Origin of the sequence: Klenkia terrae (genome assembly GCF_900491935.1) — a bacterium.
Classification (GTDB): Bacteria; Actinomycetota; Actinomycetes; order Mycobacteriales; family Geodermatophilaceae; genus Klenkia; species Klenkia terrae.
Window position 1 is genome coordinate 1,695,305 of record NZ_UEXK01000004.1, and the last position, 12,818, is coordinate 1,708,122.

Genomic DNA, 12,818 nt, shown 5'->3' on the forward strand with positions numbered 1-12,818 from the left:
GGCTGCTGCCCCCGCCGCCGGCCACCGCGCCCGCCCCCAAGCGCCGCGGGGGCAGCAGCCTGGGCCGGACGCTGGCCGGGGTCCTGCTGGTCACCCTCACCGTCGTCCTGGTGCTCTTCGTCGTCTTCAACACCCAGACCGTGCGCGTCTCGCTGGTGTTCGGCGTCGTGGACCTGCCGCTGGTCATCGCCCTGCTGGCCGCCGCCGTCCTGGGCGCCCTGATCGTCGCGCTGCTCTCGATCCGCGCCCGCCGCCGCGACCGCTGACCCCTCGGGGCGAGCCGGCTCGACACTTGTTACCGGCGGGGAATAGGGTTTGTTACCCCCGGGGACGAACGGCCCGGCGGGAGCCCGACGCGCCGGGAGCAGCCAGATGGGCCACTACACCGCCAACTTGCGGGACCTCGAGTTCAACCTCTTCGAGTTCCAGTCCACCAAGGACCGCTTCGGCACCGGGCCGTTCGCCCAGATGGACGCCGCGACCGCCCGCGGGGTGCTCGACGAGGTCCGCCGACTGGCCGAGGGCCCGCTGGCCGAGAGCTTCGTGGACGCCGACCGCCACCCGCCGGTGTTCGACCCGGCCACCCACACGGTGACCATGCCCGAGTCGTTCAAGAAGTCGATCAAGGCGATCGACGACGGCGAGTGGTTCCGCCTCGACCTGCCCGAGGAGCTCGGCGGGTTCGGTGCTCCCCCGAGCATGCGCTGGGCCGCCTACGAGATGATCCTGGGCGCCAACCCCGCCGTCTTCATGTACGGGTCGGGCCCGAGCTTCGCCTCCGTGCTGCACGGGTTGGGCACCCCGGAGCAGCAGAAGCTCGCCGAGCTGATGATCGAGCGGCACTGGGGCGCCACGATGGTGCTCACCGAGCCCGACGCCGGCTCCGACGTCGGCGCCGGCCGCAGCCGCGCGGTGCGCCAGGACGACGGCACCTGGCACATCCACGGCGTGAAGCGGTTCATCAGCTCCGCCGAGCACGACATGGCCGAGAACATCGTGCACCTGGTGCTGGCCCGGCCCGAGGGCCACGGCCCGGGCACCAAGGGGCTGTCGCTGTTCGTCGTCCCCAAGTTCCACGTGGACGTGGAGACCGGCGAGCTGGGCGAGCGCAACGGCGCCTACGTGACGGGCGTGGAGAAGAAGATGGGCCTCAAGGTCTCCACCACCTGCGAGCTCACCTTCGGCGACGGCCCGGTGCCCGCGGTCGGGACGCTGGTCGGCGAGGTGCACGACGGCATCGCGCAGATGTTCCAGATCATCGAGTACGCCCGGATGTTCGTCGGCACGAAGGCGATCGCCACGCTGTCGGCCGGCTACCAGGTGGCGCTGGACTACGCGAAGTCCCGGGTGCAGGGCGCGGACATGACCGCGACCAGCAAGGATGCCCCGCGGGTCACGATCACCCACCACCCCGACGTCCGCCGCTCGCTGATGCTGCAGAAGGCGCACGCCGAGGGCATGCGGGCGCTGTACCTCTACACCGCCACCTTCCGCGACCAGGTGATGGAGGCCGAGGCGGCCGGCACCGCGGACAGCGACGAGGCGAAGCTCGCCGAGAAGCTCAACGACCTGCTGCTGCCGATCGTGAAGGGCTACGGCTCGGAGCGGGCGTCGGCGCTGCTGTCGGCCGAGTCGCTGCAGACCCTGGGCGGATCGGGCTTCCTGCAGGACTACCCCGTCGAGCAGTACGTGCGCGACGCCAAGATCGACACCCTCTACGAGGGCACCACGGCGATCCAGGGCCAGGACTTCTTCTTCCGCAAGATCGTCAAGGACGGCGGAGTGGCGATCGGCTGGCTGGCGTCGCAGATCCAGCAGACCCTGGACGCCGAGGCCGGCAACGGGCGGCTCAAGGAGGAGCGGGCGCTGCTGGCGACCGCGCTGGACGACGTCCAGGGCATGCTGACCACGATGTTCGGCCACCTCGGCCAGGCCGCGCAGGACATGCGCAACGCCTACCTGGTCGGCCAGAACACCTCCCGCTTCCTGCTGGCCGCCGGCGACCTGGTCACCGCGTGGCTGCTGGTCCGGCAGTCCGAGGTGGCGCTGGCCGCGCTGGCCGGGGAGGTCTCCGAGCGGGACCGGCACTTCTACGAGGGCAAGGTCGCGGCCACCCGCTTCTTCTGCTCCCAGGTGCTCCCCAAGCTGACGGCGGAGCGGGCCATCGTGGACCGCACCGACAACTCCCTGATGGACGTCGACGAAGCCGCCTTCTGACCCAGCTCGGCGTGGTTCCTGCTCATCCCGGCCGCAGGATGCCCAGGAACCACGCCGTGCTCACCCCTCGCTCGCGCGGCGATGGGTGAGCCGCGGCCGCGCGGGGCAGGGAGCGGGGCATGAGCGACCCGATCACCAACCCGGCCGATGCCCCCTCCGACGACAACCTGGTCGACGGCCGCCCCGGCGACACCGTCCCCGGCAGCGACGACACCACGCTGACCACCGACGACGCCGCCCAGGACGACGACTCCGAGGCCCAGCCCGACAACTCCTGAGTCAGATCCAGCCGTGGCGGCGGGCGGCGTCCACGGCGGCGTGCCGGTTGGCGGCGCCGAGCTTGCCGGCCGCCGACGACAGGTGGTTGCGCACCGTGCCCACCGATAGGTGCACCTTGGCCGCGATCTCCTCGACCGTCGCCCCGCCGGCGGCGAGCTCGAGCACGTCGGCCTCGCGAGGGGTGAGCGGTGAGTCCCCGGCGCTGATCGCCTCGGCGGCCAGCTCGGGGTCCACGTAGCGCCCGCCGGTGTGCACGGTGCGCACCACCTGGGCGAGCACCGCGGCGTTCACCGTCTTGGGCAGGAACCCGCGCACGCCGGCCGACAGCGCCCGCTTCAGGTGCCCGGCCCGCCCGTGCCCGGTCACGATGACCACCCCGCAGCCTGGCAGTGCCTCGGCGAGGTCACCGGCCACCGAGATGCCGTCCCGGTCGGGCATCTGCAGGTCCAGCACCGCGACGTCGGGCCGGTGCGCCCGGGCCATCGCCAGCGCCTCCGCGCCCGAGGCCGCCTGGGCCACCACCTCGAGGTCGTCCTCCAGCCCGAGCAGGGCGGCCAGCGCCGTCCGGATGAGGTTCTCGTCGTCGGCCAGCAGCAGGCGGATCACGCCGGCACCTCCGCGACCAGCACGAAGTCGGCGCCGACCCGCTGCGCCGAGAGGCGCCCGCCGGCGGCGGCCAGCCGCTCGGACAGGCCCGTGAGCCCCGAGCCCCATGCCCCGACGTCGCCGGTGGCGGTGTTGGTCACGGTCAACGACACGTCCGGGCCCGACTCCACGACCGCGATGGTGCACGACCCGCCGGACCCGTGCCGCAGCACGTTGGTCACCGCCTCGCGCACGACCCAGCCCAGCACCACTTGCGCCTGCTCGGTCAGGTCGGCGTCCTCGCCCTGCACCACGCAGTCGATGCCGGCCGCGCGCAGCACCGAGCGCGCACCGGCGAGCTCGGAGCCCAGGTCGACCGCCCGGTAGCCGCGCACCACCTCGCGGACCTCGGCCAGCGACGACCCGGCCAGCGCGCCGATCGCGGCCACCTCGTCGGCGGCCTCGGGCCGGCCGCGGCGCACCAGCTGCTCGGCGAGCTGGGACTTCACCGCGATCGCCGACAGGTTGCGGCCCATCACGTCGTGCAGGTCGCGGGCGAACCGCAGCCGCTCCTCGGCGACGGCCAGCTGGGCCTGCACCCCGCGCGCCCGCTCCTGCTCCCGGACGACGTCCAGCAGCCAGACGCTGAACCGGAACGCCCCGACGAACCCGACGAGCGCCACGACGATCGACAGCCCCACGATCACGGCCCCCAGGAGCGGGACGCCGCGCGCCGCCCCGACCGCGGCCGACAGCACGCCGGCGACGAGCGACCCGCCGACCAGGGGCCGGTAGGGCACGGTGACCGACAGCGCGACCAGCACACCCGCGGCGACCAGCCCGACGAACCACGGCCCCGCCGGCGACGGCACCCCGTCGGCGTCCCGGGCGGCGGTGACCTGCAGGCCGAGCCCGACCGTGGTCGCCCCGGCCACCAGCGCGACCACCAGTGCCGGACGCGGGACGACGGCCCGCCGGAACCCGGTCTCGGCCACCACGATGCACGCCCCGGTGGTGACCAGGGCGGCCACGGCGAGGGCGAGGTCCCAGACGACACCCCGGCCCCGGTAGGCCGACACCGTGGCCAGCAGCAGCACGAAGGGCAGCCCGACCAGCGTGACGTGGAACGACCAGCGGGTGTAGATCTCGATCCGGTCGGTGTCCGACCGGCTGCTCCACCAACGCGTCAGGCCCGGCACGGCAGCCATGCTGCCGTGCCGGGCCGGGGTGGCGCGCACGGTCACCGGCGCGGCGCCCAGCGGAACCCGCGGCGGGCCAGCACCGCGGCCACCACGATCCAGGCCACGAGGACGCCTGCCGGGAAGACCGCCCAGGTCCAGACGGACACGTCGCCGATCGGCTCGCCCTCCCAGGTGGTGCCGGAGAAGCCCAGGTGCAGCAGGTCCACGACCGGGGTCACCGGGAGGAACCGGGCGATGCCCGACAGCCACTCGGGCAGGGTCGACAGCGGGAAGAACATGCCCGACAAGGCGCTGGAGACCAGGACGATCGGCAGCGTGGTGATCTGCGCGGACTCCGCGGTGCGGGTGAAGCCGGTGCTCGCGATCGCCAACAGGACCATCAGCACGAGCCCGGCCAGGACGCCGACGACCACCAGCAGCGGCTGCACCGGGGCCGACCACTCGCCCAGCGCGACGACGCCGGCGGTGACCACGACCAGCTGGCCGACGGTGACCAGCAGGGTGGGGACGGCGGTCGCGGCGAGCACCTCGCCGTCGGAGAGCTCCCCGGTGCGCATCCGCTGCAGCACCAGGTCCTCCCGGCGGGCCACGTAGGTGGTGACCAGGTTGTAGTAGGTCAGGTAGACCAGGCTGATCACCACGGCGGCGGTCAGCAGCGTGGGGCCGAGGCCGACCTCTCCGCCGCCGATCCCCAGCGCGGGCACCGCCGCGACCAGCAGCAGCGGCATGAGCACGGAGTTGAAGACGGCGGTGCGGTTGCGGACGAGCAGGCGGGCCTCGGCGCCGGCGGCGGCGCGCAGCCGGGCCGGGCGGGACGGTCCGGTGGGTCGGGTGGCGGTGGTCGTGGTCATGTCGGTCCTCTCCTGGGTGGTGGGGCGGGTGGTCGGTGCGGCGCTCACGCGGCCTCCCCGACCCGGCCCTCGGCGACGGCCAGGAACGCCTGCTCCAGCGACGCGGCGGTGGCCTGCAGGTACCGCAGCACCACGCCGTGCTCGGCGGCCCAGGCCAGCAGCTCGGCCAGCACCGGCTGCAGCGCCCGGGTGTGCCACTCGTACCGGGGACCGGTGGACACGACCTGGACGGCGGTCGGCACCGGTGGCTGCGGGGTGCCCGCGTCGAGGGTGAAGCGGACGACGGCCGGCTGGGTCTCGGCGATCTCCTCCTGGGTGCCCGAGAGCACGATCCGGCCGGCCTTGAGGATGGCGACCCGGTCGGCCAGCTCCTCGGCCTCCTCCAGGTGGTGGGTGGTCAGCACCACGGCGGCCCCGCCGTCCACCATGTCCTGGACCAGCCGCCACACCTGCCGGCGGCTCTCCGGGTCCAACCCGGTGGTCGGCTCGTCGAGGACGACCACGTCGGGGCGGCCCAGCACGGCCAGCGCGAGGTCCAGGCGACGGCGCTCGCCGCCGGACAGGCTGCGCACCCGGACGTCGGCCCGGCCGGTCAGCCCGACCTGGGCGATGGCCTCGTCGGCGTCCCGCGGGGCGGACAGCGTGCCGGCCCAGCTGCGCACGGTCTCGGCGACGGTGAGGTCGCCGGGCAGCCCCGAGCTCTGCAGCAGCATGCCCATCCGGGAGCGGACGGCGGTGCGGTCGCGCACCGGGTCGGCGCCGTGGATCCGGACGCTGCCGCCGCCGGGCGCCGCCAGGCCCTCCAGCACCTCCAGCGCGGAGGTCTTGCCGGCGCCGTTGACGCCGAGCAGGGCGAACACCTCCCCGGGCCGGACCTCGAAGGGGATGCCGCGGACGGCCTCGAAGTCGCCGTAGCTGCGGCGCAGGTCGGTGACCTCGATCGCGGGGACCGCGGTCGAGGGTGCTGCGGCGGTGGTCTGCATCGTCGTCCTCCAGGGGCTCGATCGGTCACCCCTGACGTTGCCCGCCGTCCCGCCCCCGGGCAGGTGCCGTCCCTCACGACCTGCGGCGGCTCCTGCACGGTCGACCCATGACGAACCTCATGCCCGGACGCGGTCGGTGTCCGCGGCGCGGAGGCGACCGCGCAGCGCGAGCACCGTCAGGCCGGCGACCAGCATCATCACGCCGACCACCCAGAGCCCGGCCCGGGAGTTGCCGGTGGCGTCGAGCAGGAAGCCGGTGATGTAGGGCGCCCCGAAGCCCGAGCTGTTGCCCAGCGTGTTCACCAGTGCGATCCCGGCGGCCGCGCCGGCGCCGGCCAGGAAGGTCGAGGGCAGGTACCAGAAGACCGGCAGCGCGCAGAAGACGCCGACCGCGGTCACGGTGATCACCGCCATCGTGGCCAGCGGGGACTCCATGTACAGCGCGACCGGGATGCTCACCGCGCCCAGCAGGGCGGGCAGCGCGACGTGCCAGACCCGCTCACCGGTGCGGTCCGAGTGCCGGGACCAGAACACCATCGCCACCGCGCCGACGGCGAACGGGACGGCGACGATCAGCCCGTTCTCCAGGATCGAGAACTCGGTGTCGAAGGACTCGGCGAACCCGGCGACGATGGTCGGCAGGAAGAAGCTCAGCGCGTAGAGGCCGTAGGTGACGCCGAAGTAGACCAGGCCCAGCGCCCACACCCGGGGGTCCCGCAGCGAGTCCCGGACCCGGTGCTTGCCCGACGCCTGCGTCGCCTGCTGCTCGGCGGCCATGGTGTCGTCGAGCCACCGCCGCTCGTCGGCGGCCAGCCAGTCGGCGTCCTTCGGCCGGTCGGTCAGGTAGAACCACGCCGCGACGCCCAGCACGACGGCGGGCAGGCCGAGGACCAGGAACATGATCCGCCAGCCGGCCAGGCCGAAGAGGCCGTCCCAGTACTGCAGGATCGCCCCCGCGACCGGCGCACCCAGGGCGCTGGAGGCCGGCAGCGCGATCATGAACAGCCCGGTCAGCCGCACCCGCACCGAGCGCGGGACCCAGAACGTCAGGTACAGCATGATCCCGGGGAAGAACCCGGCCTCGGCGATGCCCAGCAGGACGCGGAACGCGTAGAGCATCGGGGCGTTCTGCACGAAGGCCATCGCGGCGGCGATCAGCCCCCACGTCACCAGGATGCGGGCGATCCAGCGGCGGGCGCCGAACCGGTGCAGCGCGATGTTGCTGGGCACCTCGAAGAGCAGGTAGCCGATGAAGAACAGCCCGCTGGCCAGCCCGAACATCGTCTCGGTCAGCCCGAGGTCCGCGCTCATCGTGAGCTTGGCGAACCCGATGTTCGTGCGGTCGACGTAGTTGAGGAAGTAGGCGAGCCCCAGGAAGGGGATCAGCCGGACGGCGACCTTGCGCACCACCCGGGCCTGCATCCCGGCGTCCGTGTCCTGCGTCGTCACCGACCCACCCCCTGCGACCGCGGCCACCTCGTCGTGGCCGGGACCCACCCTAGGAGTCCGGCGGCGCGGCGGCTGACTAGGTTCGGGGCATGGCCGACGACCGCTGGATCGACCTGACCGGCACCGCCAACACCCGCGACCTCGGCGGCCTGCCGCTGGCCGGCGGCGGGACGACGGTCCCCGGGCGGGTGCTGCGCAGCGACGACCTGCAGGAGCTCACCCCGACCGACGTCGAGCTGCTCACCGACCGGTTCGGGCTGACCGACGTGGTCGACCTGCGCACCAGCGCAGAGGTGCGCATGGAGGGCCGCGGTCCGCTGCGCGCCGTGGCCGGGGTCGACCACCGGCACTTCTCGCTGATCCCCGAGGTCGGCGAGTACACCGACGTGTTCGCCGACGACGACGCGGCCGGCGACGTCGACCTGCCCGCCGACTGGGTGGAGACGCTGCTCCCCCGCACGGCGGGGCCCGGCGACGAGGACGAGCCGCCGTCGGTGAAGGCCTACCTGGGCTACCTCTCCGACGGTGCGGACAACGTGGTCGGCGCCCTGCGCGCGGTCACCGCCGCCCCCGGCGCCTCGGTCGTGCACTGCGCGGCGGGCAAGGACCGCACCGGCGTGGTGTGCGCCCTGGCGCTGAGCGTGGCCGGGGTGCAGCGGGAGGCCGTGGTCGCCGACTACGCGCAGACCGCGGAGCGGATCGAGGGCGTGGTGGCCAAGCTGGCCGCGCGGCCGACCTACGCCGAGGACATGACCCGCCGGGACGTCGCCAGCCACACCCCGCGGGCGGAGACCATGCGGCGGGTGCTCGACCTGCTCGACGAGCGGCACGGCGGCCCGCTGGGCTGGCTGGACGCGCACGGCTTCGGCCCGGACGAGCAGGCCGTCCTGCGCCGCAAGCTCACCGAGGACTGACCCGACCCCGGACAGCGGACGACCCCGCACTCCCTGGTGGGAGTCGGGGTCGTGAGCTGTCGGCCCCCTCGTAGGGCCCCGCGGCGTGCGGAGCGCGTCGTGGGGGACGAGGGGGTCCTTATCGGGTGAAGCTGGAGAACTGGGTGCTGTTGGCCAGGGTCAGCAGGTCGTCGCGCATCGCGGGGCTGCTGCTGCGGGCGAGGGCGGCGTCCAGGGCCCGACGGGTCCGCGACGCCTGACGACGCTGACGCCAGGTGCTGGTCACGCTGCTCATGGTGGTTCCTTCTTCCGTGCTGCTGGGTGGTTGTTACACCTGCATTAAAGCAGGCGGAGCCGCTTCTATTCCAACGGAACACAGGTCACGTCGGCGTTTGATCTACGGATGTTCACCCGAAAGCAGCAGGAACCTAAGAATCGTGCCGCAGGACACACCCCAGCGGTGGCCTGCGCCACCCCCGCCGTCCGGCGCTGTGTCCAGGCCCACCCGGACCCTCGGGCGCGTCGCCTCACCACCTCCCGGGAACGGCAAAGGAACCTCTGCACCCCCCTTCGTCGCGGAGAGGGGGTGCAGAGGTTCCTTTGCCCGACGAGCGGGCGGGTGCTGCGTCAGGCGGCGTCGACGACCTCGCGGACGGCGGCGCGGGCGGCCTGCGGGTCGGCGGCGGACAGCGCGACCTCGGCGGCCCGCTGGCAGGTGGCCAGCGTGACGGTGCCGAGCTTCGCGCCCACGCCGGCGACCGAGGAGGCCGCGCACGACAGCGAGGTGATGCCCAGCCCGACCAGCACGCAGGCCAGCAGCGGGTCGGCGGCGGCCTCGCCGCAGACCCCGACCGGCTTGCCGGTCCGCTGCCCGGCCTCGGCGGTCAGCTGCACCATGCGCAGCAGCGCCGGCTGCCACGGGTCGGTCAGGTCGGCCAGGTCACCCGACAGCCGGTCGGCGGCCAGCGTGTACTGCGACAGGTCGTTGGTGCCGATGGACAGGAAGTCCAGGTGCTCCAGGAACCGGTCGGCCAGCAGCGCCACCGAGGGCACCTCGACCATCACGCCGGGCACCATGCCCCGCTCGCGCACCAGCGCGGCGAAGTCGGCAGCCTCGGCGACGGTGGACACCATCGGCGCCATCACCCACGGCGCGGCACCGGTGGCCTCCGCCGCCTGCTTCACCGCGTCGAGCTGGCGGGTGAGGATGCCGGGGTTCAACCGGGTGGTGCGCAGCCCGCGCACGCCGAGCGCCGGGTTGGCCTCGTCGGCCGGGGTGGCGAAGGCCAGCGGCTTGTCGGAGCCGGCGTCCAGGGTGCGGACGACGACCTTGCGGCCGGCGAAGGCCTCGAACACCGCGGCGTAGCCGGTGGCCTGCTCCTCGACCGAGGGCTCCTCGCTGTGGCCCAGGAAGGCCAGCTCGGTGCGCAGCAGCCCGACGCCCTCGGCGTGCGCCGCCGCGGCGGCCCGCGCCCCGGCGCCGTCCTGCACGTTGGCCAGCACCTGGACGGCGTGCCCGTCGGCGGTGGTCGCCGGGCCCTCGTAGCCGGCCAGCGCGGCGGCCGCGGTCTTCGCGGCCTCCACGCGGGTCTGCGCGTCAGCCGGGTCGGGGTCGACGGTGACCGTGCCCTGCTCGCCGTCGACCAGCACGACCGCACCCTCGGGGACGTCGGCCAGGCCGCCGACGGCCACCACGCAGGGCAGGCCCAGCTGGCGGGCGATGATCGCGGTGTGGCTGGTCGAGCCGCCGAGCCGGGTGGCCAGCGCGACCACCCGGGCGGGGTCCAGGCCGGCGGTGTCGGCCGGGGCCAGGTCGTCGGCCAGCAGCACCGACGGGGTGTCGGGCATGGTCACGCCCGGCTCGCTCTGCCCGGTCAGCTCGGCCACGATCCGGTCCCGGACGTCGTTGACGTCGGTGACCCGCTCGGCCATCAGCCCGCCGAGGCTGGTGAACAGCTCGGCGAACTGCTGGGCGGCGCCCACCGTGGCCACGGCCGCCGAGGCGCCGGCGTCGATCCGCTGCTCGACCGTGGACAGCAGGCCGCGGTCCTTGGCCAGCCCGGCCGTCGTCTGCAGCACCGCCGCGCTGACCCCGCTGGCCGCCGCGGCCCGCGCGGTCAGCCGACCGGCCACCAGCTCGGCCGCCGCGGAGAACCGCGCCCGCTCGCCGGCCCGGTCCGCCTCGGCGACCGGGGCGTCGTCCTCGGTGGGCAGCTGCACCGCGCCGTGCGGGCGGATGACCGGCCCGAGGGCCACACCGGGGACCACCGGGGTACCGGTGAGCACCGTCGGCCCGCCGGCCTCGGTGCTGGTGACGTCGGGGTGGGTGGTCGACATCGAGGACCTCTCTCTGGGACTGCGCGGGGGGAGACGGCGGGACGGACGCGGCGACGGCGACGCGGGTGGAACGGTGGTGACGACGGGCTGGCGGGTCGGCGACCGAGGGGTGGACGCTGACCGGACTGCCCGGTGACCAGAGTCACGACTCGCCCTTGACTTGTCAACGTAACGGACGTAAAACAACACCAACACACATCCGAACCCACACAAACGGGCAGGCGGACGTGACCGACGCAACGCTGGGACGGAGGTGACCGTGTACGCCGAGGAACGCCAGCAGGCCATCGCCGGACTCGTCGCGCAGCGCGGGCGGGTCGCCGTCACCGCGGTCGCCGAGCGGTTCGGCGTGACCACCGAGACCGTCCGCCGCGACCTCGCCCTGCTCGAGCGCTCGGGGATGCTGCGCCGGGTGCACGGCGGCGCCGTCCCCACGAACGCGCTGACCGTCCTGGAGCCCGCCCTCGGCGAGCGGCGCAGCACCCGCACCGAGCAGAAGCGGCGGATCGCCCTGGCCGCGGTGGACCTCGTGCCGCAGAACGACGGCAGCCTGATCCTGGACGGCGGCAGCACCACCGCCGCGCTGGCCGAGGTGCTGCCCGCCGGCCGCCGGCTGCTCGCGGTCACCAACTCGGTGCCGATCTCGCACCGGCTGTCGGTCGCCCCCGGGATCGACCTGCACGTGCTGGGCGGGCGGGTCCGCGGCATCACCCAGACCGCCGTCGGTGAGTCCACCGTCGCCGCCCTGGCCGACCTGAAGGCCGACGTGGTCTTCCTGGGCGCCAACGGGGTCACCGGTGCGCACGGCTTCACCACCCCCGACGAGACCGAGGCCGCCTCCAAGCGCGCCATGGTCCGCGCCGCCCAGCGGGTGGTCGTGCTCGCCGACAGCTCGAAGCTCGGCCGCGAGCACCTGGTCCGCTTCGCCCGCATCGACGACGTCGATGTCCTCATCACCGACGACGAGGCCGACCCGGACGTCGTCACCGAGATCGAATCGCACGGGATCGAGGTCCTCACCGCATGATCGTCACCCTGACGGCGAACCCCAGCCTGGACCGGACGCTGGCGCTGCCCGGTCCGCTGGAGCGCGGCAGCGTCGCCCGCCTGGGCGCCAGCAGCACCGAGCCCGGCGGCAAGGGCGTCAACGTCTCCCGTGCGGTGGCCGCCGCCGGCGCCGACGTCGTGTCGGTGCTGCCCGCCGCCGACGACGACCCCATCGTCCGCGCGCTGCAGGCCCTCGGCCTGCGGCTGGCCACCGTCGGCATCGGGACGCCGGTGCGCACCAACTACACGCTCACCGAGCCCGACGGCACGACCACCAAGCTCAACGAGCCCGGCGCCGTCCTGGACGAGGCCGCCCGGGCCGCGCTGGCCGCCGCGGTCGCCGAGCACGCCGTCGGCGCCCGCTGGGTCGCGCTGTGCGGCTCGCTGCCGCCGGGCACCCCGGTCGACTGGTACGCCGACCTGGTCCGCGCCGTCCGCCGCACCGGTGCCCGGATCGCCGTGGACACCTCCGAGGCCCCGCTGCTGGCGCTGCTCGCCGCCGGCCCGGACGCCGCGCCGGACCTGCTCAAGCCCAACACCGAGGAGCTCGCCCAGCTGGCCGGGGTGAGCGAGGCCGAGGTCGTCGCCGACCCGCAGGCCGCGCTGGCCGCCGTCGCCGTCCTGCACGAGCGCGGGGTCCGCGAGGTGCTGCTCACCCTCGGTGCCGACGGCGCCCTGCTGTCCACCGCGGGCGGCGAGCTCTTCTCCGCCCGCCCGCCGGCGATCACCGTGCGCAGCACGGTCGGCGCCGGCGACTGCAGCCTGGCCGGTTACCTGCTGGCCGACCTCGCCGGCGCCTCCCCCGCCGACCGGCTGCGCAGCGCGGTCGCCTACGGAGCGGCCTCGGCGTCGCTCCCCGGATCCGCCGTCCCCACCCCGACCCAGGTGGACGGTGCAGCAGTACAGGTCACCCCCGGCTTCGCCGGTTCTGCACCGTCCCTCTCCCACTGACACACCCCCCGAACCCAGGAGACC

At 74.2% G+C, this 12,818-nt stretch carries 13 protein-coding genes; 6 read left to right on the forward strand and 7 right to left on the reverse strand.

Annotation, left to right across the window (positions count from 1 at the left end; genetic code table 11):
* From LFA75_RS08790 to LFA75_RS08800, 3 genes are all read left to right on the forward strand, one after another.
* Positions 1–266: lipopolysaccharide assembly protein LapA domain-containing protein (locus LFA75_RS08790; RefSeq protein WP_225233263.1), on the forward strand; the 266-nt coding region annotated here is incomplete at its 5' end.
* 106 nt (positions 267–372) lie between these two features.
* On the forward strand, positions 373–2,217 hold the full coding sequence (locus LFA75_RS08795; RefSeq protein ID WP_225233264.1) for an acyl-CoA dehydrogenase: 1,845 nt from the start codon (positions 373–375) through the stop codon (positions 2,215–2,217).
* A gap of 119 nt (positions 2,218–2,336) precedes the next feature.
* Positions 2,337–2,495, forward strand: a complete 159-nt coding sequence (locus LFA75_RS08800; protein WP_225233265.1) for a hypothetical protein — start codon at positions 2,337–2,339, stop codon at positions 2,493–2,495.
* Between the two features lies 1 nt (position 2,496).
* Here LFA75_RS08800 and LFA75_RS08805 read toward each other — a convergent pair whose 3' ends face one another.
* The 5 genes from LFA75_RS08805 to LFA75_RS08825 form a co-directional block, all read right to left on the reverse strand.
* Positions 2,497–3,102, reverse strand: a complete 606-nt coding sequence (locus LFA75_RS08805; RefSeq protein WP_225233266.1) for a response regulator transcription factor — start codon at positions 3,100–3,102, stop codon at positions 2,497–2,499.
* On the reverse strand, positions 3,099–4,280 hold the full coding sequence (locus tag LFA75_RS08810) for a sensor histidine kinase (protein ID WP_225233267.1): 1,182 nt from the start codon (positions 4,278–4,280) through the stop codon (positions 3,099–3,101). Before LFA75_RS08810 ends, LFA75_RS08805 begins: the two co-directional genes overlap by 4 nt.
* Before the next feature lie 41 nt (positions 4,281–4,321).
* Positions 4,322–5,182 (reverse strand): ABC transporter permease, encoded by an 861-nt coding sequence (locus LFA75_RS08815; protein WP_225233268.1) that lies wholly within the window; start codon positions 5,180–5,182, stop codon positions 4,322–4,324.
* A complete protein-coding gene (locus LFA75_RS08820) occupies positions 5,179–6,117 on the reverse strand; it encodes an ABC transporter ATP-binding protein (protein WP_225233269.1) in 939 nt (312 codons plus the stop codon). The genes LFA75_RS08815 and LFA75_RS08820 overlap by 4 nt, the downstream gene beginning before the upstream one ends.
* Positions 6,118–6,234: 117 nt before the next feature.
* Positions 6,235–7,566: an MFS transporter gene (locus LFA75_RS08825; protein ID WP_225233270.1), complete on the reverse strand. Its 1,332-nt coding sequence runs from the start codon at positions 7,564–7,566 to the stop codon at positions 6,235–6,237.
* Positions 7,567–7,655: 89 nt separating this feature from the next.
* Here LFA75_RS08825 and LFA75_RS08830 point away from each other — a divergent pair, with 89 nt between their 5' ends.
* A complete protein-coding gene (locus tag LFA75_RS08830; protein WP_225233271.1) occupies positions 7,656–8,480 on the forward strand; it encodes a tyrosine-protein phosphatase in 825 nt (274 codons plus the stop codon).
* Positions 8,481–8,598: 118 nt separating this feature from the next.
* Here LFA75_RS08830 and LFA75_RS08835 read toward each other — a convergent pair whose 3' ends face one another.
* Together LFA75_RS08835 and LFA75_RS08840 are read right to left on the reverse strand one after the other, a co-directional pair.
* A complete protein-coding gene (locus LFA75_RS08835; protein WP_225233272.1) occupies positions 8,599–8,754 on the reverse strand; it encodes a hypothetical protein in 156 nt (51 codons plus the stop codon).
* Between the two features lie 332 nt (positions 8,755–9,086).
* The gene (locus tag LFA75_RS08840; RefSeq protein WP_225233273.1) at positions 9,087–10,796 is read right to left on the reverse strand and encodes a phosphoenolpyruvate--protein phosphotransferase; all 1,710 of its coding nucleotides are present in this window, start codon (positions 10,794–10,796) and stop codon (positions 9,087–9,089) included.
* 259 nt (positions 10,797–11,055) lie between these two features.
* Here LFA75_RS08840 and LFA75_RS08845 point away from each other — a divergent pair, with 259 nt between their 5' ends.
* Both LFA75_RS08845 and LFA75_RS08850 read left to right on the forward strand, forming a co-directional pair.
* Positions 11,056–11,823, forward strand: coding sequence for a DeoR/GlpR family DNA-binding transcription regulator (locus tag LFA75_RS08845; protein WP_225233274.1), 768 nt, complete (start codon positions 11,056–11,058; stop codon positions 11,821–11,823).
* Positions 11,820–12,794, forward strand: a complete 975-nt coding sequence (locus LFA75_RS08850; protein ID WP_225233275.1) for a 1-phosphofructokinase family hexose kinase — start codon at positions 11,820–11,822, stop codon at positions 12,792–12,794. Before LFA75_RS08845 ends, LFA75_RS08850 begins: the two co-directional genes overlap by 4 nt.
* Positions 12,795–12,818 lie beyond the last annotated feature (24 nt).

Excerpts from the sequence above, each read along its gene's own strand:
- LFA75_RS08830 (WP_225233271.1), top strand. The coding sequence starts at position 7,656 with ATGGCCGACGACCGCTGGATCGACCTGACCGGCACCGCCAACACCCGC.
- LFA75_RS08795 (WP_225233264.1), top strand. The coding sequence starts at position 373 with ATGGGCCACTACACCGCCAACTTGCGGGACCTCGAGTTCAACCTCTTC.
- LFA75_RS08850 (WP_225233275.1), top strand. The coding sequence starts at position 11,820 with ATGATCGTCACCCTGACGGCGAACCCCAGCCTGGACCGGACGCTGGCG.
- LFA75_RS08820 (WP_225233269.1), bottom strand. The coding sequence starts at position 6,117 with ATGCAGACCACCGCCGCAGCACCCTCGACCGCGGTCCCCGCGATCGAG.
- LFA75_RS08840 (WP_225233273.1), bottom strand. The coding sequence starts at position 10,796 with ATGTCGACCACCCACCCCGACGTCACCAGCACCGAGGCCGGCGGGCCG.
- LFA75_RS08800 (WP_225233265.1), top strand. The coding sequence starts at position 2,337 with ATGAGCGACCCGATCACCAACCCGGCCGATGCCCCCTCCGACGACAAC.
- LFA75_RS08835 (WP_225233272.1), bottom strand. The coding sequence starts at position 8,754 with ATGAGCAGCGTGACCAGCACCTGGCGTCAGCGTCGTCAGGCGTCGCGG.